Source organism: Caulobacter sp. ErkDOM-E (assembly GCF_048541895.1).
Taxonomy (GTDB): Bacteria; Pseudomonadota; Alphaproteobacteria; order Caulobacterales; family Caulobacteraceae; genus Caulobacter.
Map to the genome: position 1 here is coordinate 1,545,080 of NZ_CP183331.1, position 15,226 is coordinate 1,560,305.

The window sequence follows — 15,226 nt, forward strand, 5'->3', positions numbered from 1 at the left end:
GACGCGTTCGTAGCTGTGTTTGTCCCAGCAACGGACCAGTAACTCCCCGGAGAAGACCCCATGAAGAAGACCATGATGCTCGCCATCGCTGGCGTGCTTGCGATCTCGTGCGGCGGTTCCGCCTTCGCGAAAATGGAACATCATGCCGCAGGGCATGGAAAGACTGTAATGGTCGGCGGCGCCGCCATGTATCCGACCAAGAATATTATCGAGAACGCGGTCAACTCAAAGGACCACACGACCCTGGTCGCCGCCGTCAAGGCCGCCGGTCTGGTCGAGACCCTGTCCAGCCCGGGTCCGTTCACGGTGTTCGCCCCGACCAACGCCGCTTTCGCCAAGCTGCCGGCCGGTACGGTCGAAACCCTGGTCAAGCCCGAGAACAAGGGCACCCTGACCACCATCCTGACCTATCACGTCGTGGCGGGCCGTCTGACGGCGGCTGACATTGAAGCCAAGGCCAAGGCCGGCGGCGGCAAGGCCGTCCTGACCACCGTACAGGGTCAGCCGATCACCGTGGCCAAGGGTCATCACGGCTGGACGATCACCGACGCCAAGGGCGGCGTCTCGAACATCACCATCGCCGATGCTCTGCAGTCCAATGGCGTGATCCACGTCATCGACACCGTGCTGATGCCCTGACCCGCCGGTTCCCGGGCCGCGCCTGAATGCGGTCCGGGGCCGCTACTCCTTGGGCGGCGGGGCCTTGGCGGGGGCCTCGCCCCGGGAGTCTGGAATATACAGGTTGGTGATGCTCCCGGCGATCATGCCGCCCGGCTGAAAGCGATCGCCATAGGCCTTGCAGGGGTCTGTCTGGCGGTCGATCTTGCGCGACTTCAGCCCCTTGGGGGTCATGACCTCCGCCGCCACATCGGCAAAGGGTTCGGCGAACTGCAGGGCGTCGCCCATGCGTGACAAGGATGGGTCGTCGGTGCCGACCGCCATGGCGCGCCGCGCCCAGGCGATGGCGGCGATCTGACGCTGGTCGCTGGTCGCACGCATTTCCGCCTCAACGCCCAGTCCGCCCAGCGTGCCCGGCGCCCGCAGGCCGATGGGGCCCGGAATGAAGAAGCCCGACGCCGCCGAGGCGGCCGAGGCGATCCGCCCGGTGGGCTCGAACCAGGTGACGGCCGCGCGCACATCGGCGTCCGCCTGTTCCGCAGCGACGATCTCGAACCGCTCGGACAGCTCGAAACACAGTTGCGCATCGACTTCGCGCAGAACGACGTGGCGCTCCTCCGGCGTCAGGGGCGAGCGGCTGTCGGCGCCCTCGGACAGGACGGCCGGCGTCAGGGCCACGCGGCGCACAGCGTCCAGCGCGGCCGGATCGCGGAACTGGCGGATTTTTGCCCGGCCGCCCTTTTCCCGAGCCTGAAGGCCCTCATAGCCGCTCAGGAAGCCCGAGCGGTCGGGAGCGGCTGTCGCGCAGGCCCCCAGTGTCAGGGTGAGGCCTGTAATGGCCAGGGCGCGGGTCAATCTGGGGTGCATGATGTTGTGTCCCGCTCAAACGTGGCCTTAGCGAGGCGGTTCGACCGCCCTGTCATCGCGCAGGACCGGCCCGGAGCTTCCGGGTCGGCCCCATCCCTGCGGGATCAGTCGACGCAGATGGCGCCGGTGGTCTTGCCGTCCACGACCCTGGCGTAGCAGCCAAACTGGACGCTGGTCTTCTGGCACTGGCCGGTGACCGACGCCTGCGGCTCCAGATTGCCCTCAAGGATGCAGGCGCCTTCGCACTGGGTCTTGTCGGTGCAGGTCTTGCCGGCGTCGGCATAGGGCGTGACGCAGGTGGGCAGCTGCAGCTTGCCGCCCCTCTGGATCACCCCGCCGCGCGCGAGGCAGGCCGCTTCGGAGACCTCGGCCGTCGGCGACGGCGCCGGCGCGGTCGGGGCGCAGGCGGTCAGCAGCGACATGGCCAGGGCGGCCGTCGCCAGGATCGCGATTTTCATTCTGATGTCCTCAGGCCGCCGCGCCCATGAAGCCCGGCATCCAGGCCTCGTGAGCCGCGCGCAGGGTTTCGAGAGGGATGGAGAACAGGCCCGTGGAGGCGAAGGCGTCGCCGCCGGCCACGCCGGCCAGGCTGGCGCTGACGCCGGCTTCCTTGGCCGCTGCCAGCACCGCGTCCGGGTCCGGCGTGGCGATCAGGTAGCGAGCCTGGTCTTCACCGAACAGATAGGGGTGCGCTTGCAGGCTGCTGGAGGCGTTCAGGGTGATCCCGACCTTGCTGGCCAGGGCCACATCAGCCGCCGCGATCAGCAGTCCGCCGTCCGACAGGTCGTGCAGGCCGGCGACCAGGCCGGTGGGGATCAGGCCGCGCACGAAGTCGCCGTGCTTGCGCTCGGCGGCCAGGTCGACCGGCGGCGGGGCGCCGTCTTCGCGGCCCAGGATCTCGCGCAGATAGATGGACGCGCCCAGTTCGCCCTGGGTCTTGCCGATCAGCACCAGGGTGTCGCCCTCGGCCACGTTTCCGAAGCCCATGCGCAGGTCATAGTCTTCCAGCAGGCCCACGGCGCCGACGGTGGGGGTCGGCGGAATGGCGACGCCGTTGGTCTCGTTATAGAGGCTGACATTGCCGCTCACGACCGGGAAGTCGAGCGCCCGGCAGGCCTCGGCCATGCCGTCGGTGGCGCGGACGATCTGGCCCATGGTCTCGGGCTTTTCGGGGCTGCCGAAATTGAGGTTGTCGGTGATGGCGATCGGCAGCGAGCCGGCGGCCGTCAGGTTGCGCCAGGCCTCGGCCACGGCCTGCTTGCCGCCCTCATAGGGGTCGTTCTGGACATAGCGCGGGGTGACGTCGCTGGTCACGGCGATGGCCTTGCCCTTGCCGTGGATGCGCACGATGCCGGCGTCGCAGCCGGTGGCGCTGTCTTCCAGGGTGTCGGCCATCACGTGGCGGTCGTACTGTTCCCACAGCCAGCGCTTGGAGGCCATGTCGGGGCAGCCGACGACCTTGAGCACAGCCTGGTTCCAGTCGGTCGGGGCGGGGATGGCGGCCGGGTCGAGGCGCGGATGCAGGGTGGGCTGGACCCAGGGGCGGTCATACAGCGGCGCATCGTCGAACAGCGGGGCCAGCGGCACGTCGCAGACCAGTTCGCCGTGGTGCTTCAGCACCAGACGGCCGGTGTCGGTGGTGTAGCCGATGACGGCGGCGTCCAGGCCCCACTTTTCGAAGATGGCGTGGCCTTCGTGCTCGCGGCCCGGCTTGAGGACCGCCAGCATGCGCTCCTGGCTTTCCGACAGCATCATCTCGTAGGCGCTCATGCCGGTTTCGCGCTGGGGGACCATGTCCATGTTCAGCTCGATGCCGACCCCGCCCTTGCCGGCCATCTCGACCGACGACGACGTGAGACCCGCCGCGCCCATGTCCTGGATCGCCGCCACCGCGCCCGTGGCCATCAGCTCAAGCGTCGCCTCGATCAGCAGCTTTTCGGCGAAGGGGTCGCCGACCTGGACGGTGGGGCGCTTCTCTTCGCTGTCCTCGGAGAACTCGGCCGACGACATGGTCGCGCCGTGGATGCCGTCGCGGCCGGTCTTGGAGCCGAAATAGACCACGGCCAGGCCTGCGCCCGGCGCGGCCGAGTAGAAGATCTTGTCGGCGTCGGCCAGGCCCACGCACATGGCGTTGACCAGGATATTGCCGTTGTAGCCGCTGTGGAAATTGGTCTCGCCGGCCACGGTGGGCACGCCCACGCAGTTGCCATAGCCCGCGATGCCGGCGACCACGCCGTCGACCAGACGCTTGGTCTTGGGGTGCGAAGGATCGCCAAAGCGCAGGGCGTTGAGCAGGGCGATCGGCCGAGCGCCCATCGTGAAGACGTCGCGCATGATGCCGCCCACGCCCGTCGCCGCGCCCTGATAGGGCTCGATGTACGAGGGGTGGTTGTGGCTCTCCATCTTGAAGATGATCGCGTCGCCGTCGCCGATATCGATCACGCCGGCGTTTTCGCCCGGTCCGCAGATCACGCGCGGGCCGGTGATCGGGAACTTCTTCAGCTGGTTCTTCGAGGATTTGTACGAGCAGTGCTCGCTCCACATCACCGAGAACACGCCCAGCTCGACCAGATTGGGCTCGCGGCCCAGGCGGTCGAGAACGACGGCGTATTCCTCGGCGTTGAGGCCGAACTCACGGGCCGTTTCGGCCATCGACTTGGTGGGGGCGGAGGAGGGGGTGCTCATGAGGGCGCCTTCTAGCGCGACCTCGCAGATTCCGCCACTGGACAGAGCGTTGGAAAGGCTTTCCCGGGCGATCAGTGAGCGGCTTTGTCCGCCGTGGCCTTTGCCGGCTTGCCGGTGGGCTCGCCCATGGCGTCCTTGACCTGAACGCTGACAATGGCGATCCAGCTGTCCATCCGGGCTCCAGCCCCGGTGAACGACTTGGCGTGGATCGCCAGGCCGGCCGTCAGCGCGCCCAGCAGAAACAGCGGAACCACCACCAGGCCAACCAGCGGATTGCCGGGCTTGCGACGCTTGCGGGCCCAGACGGGGACGCCGCTCACGGGTTCAGGAGTGCTCATCGGTTCTTCCCATCGAGGCCGTCGACGGATTTCGGTGTTCGCGCGAGGGCGCGGCCCTGAAATCGTCGCTTCTTGTTCGGGGCCAATAAGTGACGCGAGGCGCGCCAGTTTCCAGCGCTCTCCCTCTCAGAGCGAGCTGGGTCGGCTGCGTAAATCCAGATAGGCGACTGTCTGGCTTGAAACCCCGGCGCGAAGCGGGCGAACATGGTTATGCTGGGAAAGCCCGCCCCGCCGACAGAGGTTCACCCGCCATGCTCGGACCGACAGCAGAAATTGACCGCCGCAGCCTCCTGGTCTCTCTGCTGGCCACGCCGCTCGGGGCAGCGGCAGCGGGTCCGGTTCAGGTGAGGCTGGCGACCGGACGCGGTGACATCGTGCTTGAGCTCTATCCCGACAGGGCCCCGATCACCGTCGCCAACTTCCTCGCCTATGCCGACCAGCACCTCCTGGACGGCGGCAGTCTCTATCGCACGGTCGGACCCTGGAACGACAACAACCCGGCGACCATCAGCGTGATCCAGGGCGGGCTGAATCGCGATGACAGCCCATTGCCGGCCATCGCTCATGAAACCACCCGCCAGACAGGCCTGCGCCATACCGACGGGGTGATCTCGATGGCGCGCGACGCGCCGGGCACGGCGGGGGCGGAGTTCTTTATCTGCATCGGCGACAATCCAGCCCTGGATTTCGGCGGCGCCCGCAACCCCGATGGCCAGGGTTTCGCGGCGTTCGGGCGGGTGGTCGAGGGCATGGATGTGGTCCGGGCCATCCACAAGGCGCCGGCCGTCAGCAGCGCGGGCGATCCCTATCTGAAGGGGCAGATGATCACCGAACCTGTCAGGATTCAGACCCTAAGCCGCAACTAAGGCCGCTACTTCTCCACCACCGGCAGCTCGATGAAGCTGGCCGTATCCCCGGCGTGGAACACTCGCTGGGTCGCCTTCACATAGTCAGCCGGCTCGGCCAACAGGATGTTGGGCACGAAGGTCTGCGGGTTGCGGTCATAGAGCGGGAACCAGCTGGACTGCACCTGCACCATGATCCGGTGCCCGGGTTTGAAGGTGTGGTTCGCGGTCGGCAGGATGAACTGGTACTTCAAAGGCGTGTTCGCCTTGATCGCCTTGGGCTCGCTGAAGCTCTCGCGATAGCGGCCCCGGAAGATGTCCATGCCCACGGCCAGCTGGTAGCCGCCCAGTTCGGGCTGGCTGGGGACCTCGTCGGGATAGACGTCGATCAGCTTGACCACCCAGTCGCTGTCGGTCCCGCTGGTCGAGGCCGTCAGATTGACCTTGGGCACGCCGGCGATGGTCACGGGCTTGTCCAGCGGCTCGGTCGTGTAGGTCAGCACATCCGTGCGATCGGCGAAGGCGCGCTGATCGGTAACCAGCCATGATTTCCACCGATCGCCGTCCGCGAAGCGCACGGGGCGGGGCAGGTAGGGCACCGGCTTGGCCGGATCGGAGACATATTCGTCAAAGGCCGCCGCGCCCTTGGCCACCGCCGGGGCGGTGAAGGACAGGCCGCCGTTCGGCGCCAGGTACAGCGGTTTGGACCTGGACTGGCAGTTGCTCTCACAGGCCAGCGGCCAGCTCTTGAACCTGTCCCAGTGATCGGCGCCGGTGTCGTAGATCAGCACCGGTGGCGTGTCGGCCTTGGGCGCGCCGTCCTTCAGGTACTGGTCGAAGAACGGCTTGAGGGTGTCGCGGCGGAACTGCAGGGCGGTGTCGCCGTCCCACTTGAACGGGCCGAGGTTATAGCCCTCGTAATTGACCTGGCTGTGCCGCCAGGGACCCAGGACCAGGTAGCTCTTGTCGTTGGCCGTATCCTTGGGCTCGGTGGCGGCATAGGCGTGGACGCCGCCCCACATGTCTTCCTGGTCCCACAGGCCCTGGATCCACATGACCGGCACGTTCAGCGGGGTCTTGGCCATGGTCTTGTCGAGGGCCTGCTCGCTCCAGAAGGGCGTGTAGGCCGTGTTCTCGACCATCTTCTTCCACCAGGGCAGGCCTTCCAGACCGTTCAGCTTGGCGTAGTCGCCGGCCGAACCGGCGCGGCGGAAGTTTTCATAGTCGTCATAGCCCGGACGGACCACATCGTCGGCCGCGCCGCGCGCGGTGGTCTGGCTGGCGAAGAAGTCGAAATTGGGCTGACGGAACGCGCCGTGGTGGAACCAGTCGTCGCCCATCCAGCCGTCGATCATCGGGCTCATCGGGGCGGCGACCTTGAGGGCCGGGTGCGGATTGACTAGGGCCATCACCACCGTGAAGCCCTCATAGGAACTGCCCAGCATGCCGACCTTGCCGTTGGTCTCCGGCACGTTCTTCACCAGCCAGTCGATGGTGTCATAGGCGTCGGTCGAGTGATCGACCTCGGAGGAATTCAGCGGCCCCTTCAGCGGCCGCGTCATCACATAGTCGCCTTCCGAGCCGTACTTGCCGCGCACATCCTGGAAGACGCGGATATAGCCGCCGTCGGCCACGAACGGCTCGTCGCCCTGAGGCAGGGTCGAGATCATGCGCGGGCTTTCGTTGCGCGTGGCCCGCTTGGCGGCGTTGTAGGGCGTGCGCGTCATCATGATCGGCAGGCTTTTGCCGCCCTTGGGGATCACGATGACGGTGTAGAGCTTGGTCCCGTCCCGCATGGGGATCATCACCACGCGCTTGTCGTAGTCGAAGCCGACCTTGGCGGCGACGTACTTGCCGTCGATGTCCGGCGTCATCGCTGCAGCTTGGGCCGCAGTCTGGGCGTGGGCGGTGGCGGCGGCGAAGACCGTCAGGGCGGCGGCGGCCAGCAGGCCGGCGCGCAGGGACAAGGCAAGGCTCATGATCGGAACTCCCTAGGGTGGCGACACCCTAGGAGCGCTCAGCGCCGGGCGCTACGCCCGAGATCTGGCTTGACCCTGCGGTTGCCCGCCTATTTGGCCTTCACCACCGGCAGTTCAACGAAGCTGGCCTTGTCCGCCGCGTGGAACACCGTCTGTGTCGCCTTCACATAGTCGGACGGCTTGGCCAGGAAGATGTTGGGCGTGAAGGTCTGCGGGTTGCGGTCATACAGCGGGAACCAGCTGGACTGGACCTGCACCATGATCCGGTGGCCCGGCAGGAACACGTGGTTGGTGGTGGGCAGGGCGAAGCGATAGGTCAGGGGCGCGTTGGCCTTGATCGGCTTTGCCGTCTCGAAGCCCTCGCGATAGCGGCCGCGCAGGATGTCCATCGACACCGGCAACTGATAGCCGCCCATCTCGGGGGTGGCTGCGACCTCATCAGGATAGACGTCGATCAGCTTGACCACGAAGTCGCCGTCTGTGCCCGTCGTGGCGGCCACCAGATTGACCATCGGCTCGCCGCTGATCTTCACCGGCGCGGTCAGGACCTCGGTCGTATAGGTCAGCACGTCGGTGCGGCCCGAGGCCTCGCGCTGGTCGTCGACCAGCCACTGGGTCCAGGTCAGGGGCGGCTCATAGCCGGTCGGCTGGCTGGGACGGGCCCGATAGGGCACCGGCTTGGCGGGATCGGAGACATAGCTGTCGCTGGCGGCCTCGCCGGCCTTGGGCGCGGCGAAGCCCGCCTTGCCGCCGGCCTGCAGATAGAGCGGCGTGGCGGTCGTCGCGCAGCCCTTGGCGCAGCCCGAGGGCCAGGCGTCCAGCTTGCGCCAGCGGTTGGTTCCGGTCTCGAAGGCGGTGACGGGCGCCACGTCCATGGGCGGGGCGTCGTCCTTCAGATAGTGGGCCAGGAAGGGGGCCAGCACGTCCTGGCGAAATTGCAGGCCAGTGTCGGCGTTGAACTTGATGGCGCCCAGGCTTGAGGCTTCGTGGATCTGCTGGCCATGGTTCCAGGGGCCCATCACCAGGAACACCTTGTCGTTGCCCAGGTCCTTGGGCTCGAGGACCTTGTAGACCGCCGGCGCGCCGTAGATGTCTTCCTGGTCCCAAAGGCCGTGGACCAGCATCACCGGCACCTTCAGCGGCTCCCTGGCCAGAAGCTTGTCGACGGCCTGGCCGCTCCAGAAGGCGTCATAGGCCGGATGGGCCAGAAGCTTCTCCCAGAAGCCGATCTGCTGCAGGCCCATCTGGCGGCCCAACTCGCCGACCGATCCGGCCCGCATATAGAGGTCGTAGTCGTCATGGACGCCGGAGATCCAGCGCTCCTCGTTCTTCCGCGTGCCGACCTGCTCGTACATGTAGGGCATGTTCTGCTGGCGGAAGGCGCCGTTGTGGAACCAGTCGTCGCCCTTCCAGCCGTCGACCATCGGGTTCATCGGCACGGCCACCTTCAGGGCGGGGTGCGGGTTGAACAGGGCCTGCAGGGTGGTGAAGCCGTCATAGGAAATACCCAGAATCCCGACCTTGCCGTTGGTCTCGGGGGTGTTCTTGATCAGCCAGTCGATGGTGTCCCAGGTGTCGGTGGCGTGGTCGACCTCGGTGGGGTTGAGCGGGCCCTTCAGGGGCCGGTTCATCACATAGTCGCCCTCGGAGCCGTACTTGCCGCGCACGTCCTGGACGACGCGGATATAGCCGCCCTCGATCACGACATCGACCGGGTGGTCATAGCCGTCGATGGCGTTGGCCATGCTGACGCCGGGGGTGATCGCGGTCATCGCCGAGGCGTCATAGGGCGTTCGGGTCAGCAGGATCGCGGCATGGCTGGTCCCCTTGGGAACCAGGATGACGGTGTGCAGCTTCACGCCGTCCCGCATGGGGATCATCACCTCGCGCCGCTCATAGTTCAGGCGGTCGAGATTGGGCTTGAAGACGGCGGGGGTTTCGCTGGCCAGGCCGGGGGTTTGCTGGGCGAAGCTGGGTGTGGCGGCGGCCAATATGCTGGTCGCCAGCAAGGTCAGTATGGTCTTCACGATCTTCCCCCTCAGGATTTCTTCCCTGGGGGACCATCGACTGACTTGTCATCCCGGACAAGCGCGTAGCGCGCCGATCCGGGACCGCAGGAAGCGCGGCGCTCAGGCGTCGGTCCCGGCTCTTCGGCCAGGATGACATCGACGAGGGGAGAGGACGTGAGTCCTAGGCGCTGGCGAACACGCTGCGGAACAGGATCGCGCCGTCTTCCGAGCCCAGGTCGGCGTCGAATGACCGGTCGGGGTGGGGCATCAGGCCCAGGACGTTGCCCTTGGCGTTGACGATGCCGGCGATATCGCGGGCCGAGCCGTTGGGATTGTCCTTGTAGCGGAAGACCACCTGGCCCTCGCCCTCGAGCCGGTCCAGCGTCTCTTCATCGGCGAAGAAGTTGCCCTCGCCATTGCCGACGGTCATTACCGCCTCGCGCTGCTCGCCGAACTCGGCGGTGAAGCGGGTCTGGCTGTTGACGATCTCCAGCTCGACCGGCTTGCAGATATATTTCAGCTTCTCGTTGCGCAGCAGGGCGCCGGGCAGCAGGCCCGCCTCGCACAGCACCTGGAAGCCGTTGCAGATGCCGACCACGGCCATGCCGTCATCAGCGGCCTTGACGACCGCCTTCATGACCGGGCTTTGAGCCGCCATCGCGCCGCAGCGCAGATAGTCGCCATAGGAGAAACCGCCGGGCAGAACGACCAGGTCGAGGTCGTCGGGCAGGGAGGTTTCCTGGTGCCAGACCATCTCGACGCGGGCTCCGGCGGAGCGCTCGATGGCGACCTTGCAATCGCGGTCGCAGTTGGACCCTGGGAAGACGATGACGGCGGCTTTCATGGCGCGGGCGTGTAGCACCGTTCGCGCCGCCTGTCAGCGCATCCTTCGCCAGAAACGCCGCAAGATCGGACGCGGGTCAGGCTTCGTTTTTCGACAGGACGCCGGTCGCCGACACCTTGCGTGGGCCTGCCTTGCTCAGCGGCACGGTCGCGGGCCAGCGGGCGCCCAAAAGGCGATCCTTGGCGATGCGCGTGATGCAGACGCTGTCGGCCTGATTGCCGCCGAGCACGTGATAGGCTTTGGAGTCCTCGCCGACATACAGGGCCACATGGCCCTGCCACCCCTCCCGGCTGCCGCGCCAGAACACCATCACCGCGCCGGGGCGCGGGGTGCAGGGGCCGCCGAACTTCATCCAGTTGCGCGCGCCCAGCGGATTGTTGGGCAGGGGTTCGGTGGTCAGGGTGGCGCCGATGCAATGGGCGACGAACAGCCCGCACCAGGGAATGTCGTCGGAGTCATAGTCGATGCCCAGCTTCTCGGCCCAGTCGAGGAGCGTGGCGTTCGAGCCCGGGCCCGCAGTCTCGCGCAGGCCCATCAGGCGGCGGGCTTCCTGGAACCAGACGAGGGTGACGTCCTCCAGGCTGTCCTTTTCGGACTTGGCGTCGGGCAGCAGGGCCTTGGCGGTCTTGGGCCCGACGACGCCGTCGGCCAGCAGGCCCTTGCTGGTCTGAAAGGCGCGCACCGCCGCCGCCGTGCGGCGACCCCAGGCTCCGTCCAGGGCGCCGGGGTCAAATCCCTTGGCGGCCAGAGCCTTTTGAATGTCCAGAATGGTCATGCGAGCCCCCAGCGAACAGTGTTCGATGTAATGTGCTCGTTCAGCGTGTGTGAGTCGAGTCCCTGACGCCGTGGGCCCCGGGCGGCGCGCGGCGCTTTCATACCAACGGCCGTTGATCCTGACCTCAGAGGGTCCAAATCTGTAAATACGCCGTCACCCCGGGACTTGTTCCCGGGGCCCATGGGTCAGCTTCCTCGTGAGAGTTCTATTCTGCGCCGCACCTGCGGTTGCACAATGGGCCCCGGGAACAAGTCCCGGGGTGACGAGGATATAGAGCGCGAGGAGTCGAGCTCAGCGGCGCTTGGTATTAGGCGCCGCATTCGCCCTTCCTGGCGCGGCCGGGAAGGGGCTTGGGGTCAAAGATGTCAGAGTTCGATCATGTCGAAGTCCGACTTGGGCGTGCCGCACAGCGGGCAGATCCAGTGGGCGGGCAGATCCGCCCACCGGGTCCCCGGCGCCAGGCCTTCGCCCGGATCGCCCTCGGCCTCGTCATAGATGTAGCCGCAGGTTCGGCACTGCCAGACCTTGAAGGGCTCGCTCATGATAGCCTCAGCGCATCTTGAAGCGGATCGGCACCGCCTTGGGGCCGCAGACGAAATTGGCGGTCATCCGGGTGGGCTGACCGTCCAGCTCGACGCTGTCGACGCGGGCCAGCAGCTCTTCCCACAGCACTCGCATCTCCATCCGCGCCAGGTGCTGGCCCAGGCACACATGGGCGCCGTAGCCGAAGGCCACGTGCTTGTTGGGCGTGCGGTCGATGCGGAAGCTGAACGGGTCCTCGAACACTGTCTCATCGCGGTTGCCCGACGGGTAGGACAGCATCAGCCAGTCGCCCTTGGCGATCTTGCGGCCGGCCAGTTCGGCGTCGGCGGTGGCGGTGCGCATGAAATGCTTCACCGGCGTCACCCAGCGGATCGACTCCTCGACCAGACCCGGGATCAGGCTGGGATCATTCTTGACGCGGGCGAACTGGTCGGGGTTCTCGGCCAGGGCCCACATGGCGCCGGCGGTGGTCGAGGAGGTGGTGTCGTGGCCCGCCGTGGCGGCGATGATGTAGTAGCTCATCGCCTCCAGATGCCCCATCGGCTCGCCATTGACCTTGCCATTGGCGATGATGCTGGCCAGGTCCTCGCGCGGACTGGCCCGGCGATCCTCGGTCATGGCATTGAAATACATCATGAAGTCCATGATCACCGACTGCAGGCTGTCGATGCCCTCATTGACGTTCGTCGCGACCTTGCCGTCGCGGTTCAGGTCGGGGTCGGCGCTGCCGAACAGCTCCTGCGTCAGTTTCAGCATGCGCGGCTCGTCGGCCTCGGGCACGCCCAGGACCTCCATGATCACGTGCAGCGGATAGAGGAAGGCCACGTCGCGGGCGAAGTCGCAGCGATCGCCCTGGGCGGCCATGCGGTCGATGAAGCTGCGCGCGATCTCGCGGATCCGCGCTTCCAGCGATCGCAGATTCTGGGGCAGCAGCGAGCCCTGGGTCACGCGGCGATAGGCGAAGTGGTCGGGATTATCCATCTGGACCAGCGAACGGACCAGGTGCGGCGAGCCGCCCATCATGGCGCGCACCTTCTGGTCGGCCTCGATGGTGGTGACGATCGTCGCGCGGTCGCCGTTGTGGAACAGCTCGTTCTGGCGCTCGACCTCCAGGATGTCGGCATGGCGGGTGACCACCCAGAAGGGGTCGAAACCGTCGGGCTGGGCCACCTCCAGGGGACTCTCGCGGCGCAGCCGGGCGAAGGCCTGATCGATGCGGTCGCCGTCGGCATAGGCCTTTGGGTCGACGATGGTGTTTGCGATATCAACGGGAATGGTCATGCGCGAACTCCTGGAACCTCCGGGAGCGGCTCTGTGGCCGCCTTTGTATTTGCTAGTTGTCCAACAAATAAGTAACCTCTGCAAGATGACATCCGCCCTTAAGGTTCCGCTTGTTCGCCGCAGCCAGTCCGATCGGCGCCAGCAGTCGGAGAGCGAGCTGCTGCGCGCGGCGGCCGAGCTGATCCTGGAACGCGGCATGGCGGCCGCCACCTTCGAGAACATCGGGGCGAGGGCGGGCTACAGCCGCGGGCTGGCGACCCAGAAGTTCGGGTCCAAGCAAGGACTGATCGAGGCGCTGATCGTCAGGCTTCAGGTGCGGCTGCAGGATCTGCTGGCCGACCACCAGCTGGACTGCGCCAACGGCCTGGAAGCGATCCTGGGGTTCGTGGACATCTACCTGCGCAATCTGGCGGAGGACGGCGAGATGCGCGCCTATTTCGTGCTGATGGCCGGGGCGGTGGCCGAGGTCTCGGATCTGCGCGGACCGTTCGCCGCCGTGCACAAGGAAGTCGAGACCCGTCTGGAGGCCATGTTCCTGAGGGGGCAGGCCGAGGGCGTGATCCGCGAGGGGCTGAACGCCGACGCGGCCGCCCTGATGGTCGGCGCCCTGCTGCTGGGGCTCAGCACCCAGATGCTGGTGGATCCCGGCCTCGATCTGGAACCGATCCGGGAAACCAGCTTGGCGACCCTGAGGGTCAGCTTCAGCGCCTAGTCGAGCGAGATCGCGTAGCTTTCGATCACGGTATTGGCGAGCAGCTTGTCGCACATCGCCTTGACCTCGGCCTTGGCCTTCTCGGCGTCGCCGTCGGCCACGTCGAACTCGATGGTGCGACCGACGCGGACGTTCTGAACGTCGGTCCAGCCCAGACCATGCAGGGCGTTCTCGACCGCCTTGCCCTGAACGTCGAGGACGCCGGGCTTGAGGAACACTTGGACCTTGGCTTTCAACTTCTTCTCCTCAAGGGAGAGGGGGAACCGCTTGGCGGTGGAGGGCGTACCGTCCACAGCCCAGGGCCTTCCCCCTCCGTCGCCTTTGGCGACACCTCCCCGTTCCGGGGGAGGATCTGAAACCTAATGCATGCCGCCCTGAATGACGGTCGGCATTTCCTTCATGATACCCAGGCGGCGGGCCACCTCGGTATAGCTCTCGATGACATTGCCCAGATCGCGACGGAAGCGGTCCTTGTCCAGCTTCTCGTTGGTCTGGCTGTCCCACAGGCGGCAGCTGTCGGGGCTGATTTCGTCAGCCAGGATCACGCGGCTGAAATCGCCCTCGTAGATGCGGCCAAACTCGATCTTGAAGTCGACCAGCGTGATGCCGACGCCGCTGAACAGGCCCGACAGATAGTCGTTCACCCGCAGGGCCATGGCCATCATGTCGTCGATCTCCTGGGTGGCCGCCCAGTTGAACGCGGTGATGTGCTCTTCCGACACCATCGGGTCGTTGAGCTTGTCGTCCTTGTAGTAGAACTCAATGATCGAGCGCGGCAGGGCCTGGCCCTCGGGCAGGCCCAGGCGCGTGGCGATCGAGCCGGCGGCGATGTTGCGCACCACCACCTCGAGCGGGATGATCTCGACTTCCTTGATCAGCTGCTCGCGCAGGTTCAGGCGGCGGATGAAGTGGTTCTGCACGCCGATGCCGTTCAGGCGAGTCATGACGTACTCGCTGATCCGGTTGTTGATCACGCCCTTGCCTTCCAGCTGGGCCTTCTTCTCGCCGTTGAACGCCGTGGCGTCATCCTTGAAGTACTGGATCAGCGTACCGGGCTCGGGGCCCTCGTACAGGATCTTCGCCTTGCCTTCGTAGATCTTCTTGCGGCGGGTCGTCATGGCTCTCGTCGAGGCCCTTCATGGATGCGAAGCGCGCCCCCTGATCCGGGGGTGTCCGAAGAAACGAAAAGCGCGCGCGGCCGGATAGCTGCGCGCGGCGTTCGACTCAAGGCCGCTCACTGAAAATGTCAGTCGGAACTTATCTGAATGAGGGCGGGCGCGCAAACGCGGGGGTCAGCTTCCGTTCAGGTCCGGGGGCCTAAAGCGAAGGCTGCGGCGTATCCGCCGATTGCGAGTTGGCCCATCACGGGATAGACAGCCGCGTTAGACGCATTTGGGGCCTTCATGACCACCTTCGACGATCGCGAACAGGGTTTCGAACGCAAGTTCGTTCTGGACCAGGACCTTGAGTTCAAGGCGACCGCGCGCCGCAACCGCCTGCTGGGCGAATGGGCCGCCGGCCTGATGGGCCTCGCCACGGTCGAGGAATATGCACGCGCCGTCGTGAAGTCGGACTTCGAACAGCCCGGCGACGAGGATGTGCTGCGCAAGGTTTCGGGCGATCTCAAGGGCTCGGGTGTCTCGGTGTCCGAGAGCGAAGTGCGCATGAAGATGGACGAGCTGCTGGCCCAGGCCCGCGAGCAGATCAAGACCGGCGCCTGAAATCAGCGC

Annotated in this window: 16 protein-coding genes; 4 read left to right on the top strand and 12 right to left on the bottom strand. The window is 66.3% G+C overall.

Features of this window, described 5'->3' with window-relative positions; genetic code table 11:
- The first annotated feature begins 60 nt into the window (after positions 1 to 60).
- Positions 61 to 639, top strand: a complete 579-nt coding sequence (locus ACN2C7_RS07580) for a fasciclin domain-containing protein (RefSeq protein ID WP_419320867.1) — start codon at positions 61 to 63, stop codon at positions 637 to 639.
- Between the two features lie 42 nt (positions 640 to 681).
- Here the strand turns inward: ACN2C7_RS07580 and ACN2C7_RS07585 are convergent, their stop codons facing one another.
- The 4 genes from ACN2C7_RS07585 to ACN2C7_RS07600 form a co-directional block, all read right to left on the bottom strand.
- On the bottom strand, positions 682 to 1,485 hold the full coding sequence (locus ACN2C7_RS07585) for a DUF3313 family protein (protein WP_419320869.1): 804 nt from the start codon (positions 1,483 to 1,485) through the stop codon (positions 682 to 684).
- A gap of 104 nt (positions 1,486 to 1,589) precedes the next feature.
- The gene (locus tag ACN2C7_RS07590; RefSeq protein ID WP_419320870.1) at positions 1,590 to 1,943 is read right to left on the bottom strand and encodes a hypothetical protein; all 354 of its coding nucleotides are present in this window, start codon (positions 1,941 to 1,943) and stop codon (positions 1,590 to 1,592) included.
- Between the two features lie 10 nt (positions 1,944 to 1,953).
- Entirely contained in the window at positions 1,954 to 4,170 is a 2,217-nt protein-coding gene (gene purL / locus ACN2C7_RS07595) for a phosphoribosylformylglycinamidine synthase subunit PurL (protein ID WP_419320872.1), read from the bottom strand.
- Between the two features lie 71 nt (positions 4,171 to 4,241).
- The gene (locus ACN2C7_RS07600) at positions 4,242 to 4,508 is read right to left on the bottom strand and encodes a hypothetical protein (protein ID WP_419320874.1); all 267 of its coding nucleotides are present in this window, start codon (positions 4,506 to 4,508) and stop codon (positions 4,242 to 4,244) included.
- A gap of 251 nt (positions 4,509 to 4,759) precedes the next feature.
- Between ACN2C7_RS07600 and ACN2C7_RS07605 the strand changes: the two genes are divergently transcribed.
- Positions 4,760 to 5,374, top strand: a complete 615-nt coding sequence (locus tag ACN2C7_RS07605) for a peptidylprolyl isomerase (protein ID WP_419320875.1) — start codon at positions 4,760 to 4,762, stop codon at positions 5,372 to 5,374.
- Positions 5,375 to 5,379: 5 nt separating this feature from the next.
- Here ACN2C7_RS07605 and ACN2C7_RS07610 read toward each other — a convergent pair whose 3' ends face one another.
- The 6 genes from ACN2C7_RS07610 to ACN2C7_RS07635 form a co-directional block, all read right to left on the bottom strand.
- The gene (locus ACN2C7_RS07610) at positions 5,380 to 7,332 is read right to left on the bottom strand and encodes a CocE/NonD family hydrolase (RefSeq protein WP_419320876.1); all 1,953 of its coding nucleotides are present in this window, start codon (positions 7,330 to 7,332) and stop codon (positions 5,380 to 5,382) included.
- Between the two features lie 89 nt (positions 7,333 to 7,421).
- Complete coding sequence (locus ACN2C7_RS07615; RefSeq protein WP_419320878.1) at positions 7,422 to 9,359, bottom strand: CocE/NonD family hydrolase; 1,938 nt, start codon at positions 9,357 to 9,359, stop codon at positions 7,422 to 7,424.
- Positions 9,360 to 9,522: 163 nt separating this feature from the next.
- On the bottom strand, positions 9,523 to 10,185 hold the full coding sequence (gene purQ, locus ACN2C7_RS07620) for a phosphoribosylformylglycinamidine synthase subunit PurQ (RefSeq protein WP_419320879.1): 663 nt from the start codon (positions 10,183 to 10,185) through the stop codon (positions 9,523 to 9,525).
- 76 nt (positions 10,186 to 10,261) lie between these two features.
- Complete coding sequence (locus ACN2C7_RS07625; protein WP_419251928.1) at positions 10,262 to 10,960, bottom strand: TIGR02594 family protein; 699 nt, start codon at positions 10,958 to 10,960, stop codon at positions 10,262 to 10,264.
- A 365-nt stretch (positions 10,961 to 11,325) separates the two neighbouring features.
- Positions 11,326 to 11,505: a rubredoxin gene (locus tag ACN2C7_RS07630; protein WP_419321430.1), complete on the bottom strand. Its 180-nt coding sequence runs from the start codon at positions 11,503 to 11,505 to the stop codon at positions 11,326 to 11,328.
- A gap of 4 nt (positions 11,506 to 11,509) precedes the next feature.
- Positions 11,510 to 12,784, bottom strand: a complete 1,275-nt coding sequence (locus tag ACN2C7_RS07635; RefSeq protein WP_419320880.1) for a cytochrome P450 — start codon at positions 12,782 to 12,784, stop codon at positions 11,510 to 11,512.
- Between the two features lie 85 nt (positions 12,785 to 12,869).
- On the opposite strand from ACN2C7_RS07635, the gene ACN2C7_RS07640 reads away from it, so the two are divergent.
- On the top strand, positions 12,870 to 13,496 hold the full coding sequence (locus tag ACN2C7_RS07640) for a TetR/AcrR family transcriptional regulator (RefSeq protein WP_419320881.1): 627 nt from the start codon (positions 12,870 to 12,872) through the stop codon (positions 13,494 to 13,496).
- On the opposite strand, the gene purS is transcribed toward ACN2C7_RS07640, so the two are convergent.
- Together purS and purC are read right to left on the bottom strand one after the other, a co-directional pair.
- Positions 13,493 to 13,732: a phosphoribosylformylglycinamidine synthase subunit PurS gene (gene purS / locus ACN2C7_RS07645; protein WP_419320882.1), complete on the bottom strand. Its 240-nt coding sequence runs from the start codon at positions 13,730 to 13,732 to the stop codon at positions 13,493 to 13,495. The genes ACN2C7_RS07640 and purS overlap by 4 nt on opposite strands.
- A 123-nt stretch (positions 13,733 to 13,855) precedes the next feature.
- Positions 13,856 to 14,614, bottom strand: coding sequence for a phosphoribosylaminoimidazolesuccinocarboxamide synthase (gene purC, locus ACN2C7_RS07650; protein ID WP_419251917.1), 759 nt, complete (start codon positions 14,612 to 14,614; stop codon positions 13,856 to 13,858).
- Positions 14,615 to 14,899: 285 nt separating this feature from the next.
- Between purC and ACN2C7_RS07655 the strand changes: the two genes are divergently transcribed.
- Entirely contained in the window at positions 14,900 to 15,217 is a 318-nt protein-coding gene (locus ACN2C7_RS07655) for a DUF1476 domain-containing protein (RefSeq protein WP_419320883.1), read from the top strand.
- Positions 15,218 to 15,226: the final 9 nt, after the last annotated feature.

What these genes read in the sequence shown, in the direction of transcription:
- ACN2C7_RS07580 (WP_419320867.1), top strand. Translation starts at nt 61, where the DNA reads ATGAAGAAGACCATGATGCTCGCCATCGCTGGCGTGCTTGCGATCTCG.
- ACN2C7_RS07585 (WP_419320869.1), bottom strand. Translation starts at nt 1,485, where the DNA reads ATGCACCCCAGATTGACCCGCGCCCTGGCCATTACAGGCCTCACCCTG.
- ACN2C7_RS07590 (WP_419320870.1), bottom strand. Translation starts at nt 1,943, where the DNA reads ATGAAAATCGCGATCCTGGCGACGGCCGCCCTGGCCATGTCGCTGCTG.
- purL (WP_419320872.1), bottom strand. Translation starts at nt 4,170, where the DNA reads ATGAGCACCCCCTCCTCCGCCCCCACCAAGTCGATGGCCGAAACGGCC.
- ACN2C7_RS07600 (WP_419320874.1), bottom strand. Translation starts at nt 4,508, where the DNA reads ATGAGCACTCCTGAACCCGTGAGCGGCGTCCCCGTCTGGGCCCGCAAG.
- ACN2C7_RS07605 (WP_419320875.1), top strand. Translation starts at nt 4,760, where the DNA reads ATGCTCGGACCGACAGCAGAAATTGACCGCCGCAGCCTCCTGGTCTCT.
- ACN2C7_RS07610 (WP_419320876.1), bottom strand. Translation starts at nt 7,332, where the DNA reads ATGAGCCTTGCCTTGTCCCTGCGCGCCGGCCTGCTGGCCGCCGCCGCC.
- purQ (WP_419320879.1), bottom strand. Translation starts at nt 10,185, where the DNA reads ATGAAAGCCGCCGTCATCGTCTTCCCAGGGTCCAACTGCGACCGCGAT.
- ACN2C7_RS07625 (WP_419251928.1), bottom strand. Translation starts at nt 10,960, where the DNA reads ATGACCATTCTGGACATTCAAAAGGCTCTGGCCGCCAAGGGATTTGAC.
- ACN2C7_RS07635 (WP_419320880.1), bottom strand. Translation starts at nt 12,784, where the DNA reads ATGACCATTCCCGTTGATATCGCAAACACCATCGTCGACCCAAAGGCC.
- ACN2C7_RS07640 (WP_419320881.1), top strand. Translation starts at nt 12,870, where the DNA reads ATGACATCCGCCCTTAAGGTTCCGCTTGTTCGCCGCAGCCAGTCCGAT.
- purC (WP_419251917.1), bottom strand. Translation starts at nt 14,614, where the DNA reads ATGACGACCCGCCGCAAGAAGATCTACGAAGGCAAGGCGAAGATCCTG.
- ACN2C7_RS07655 (WP_419320883.1), top strand. Translation starts at nt 14,900, where the DNA reads ATGACCACCTTCGACGATCGCGAACAGGGTTTCGAACGCAAGTTCGTT.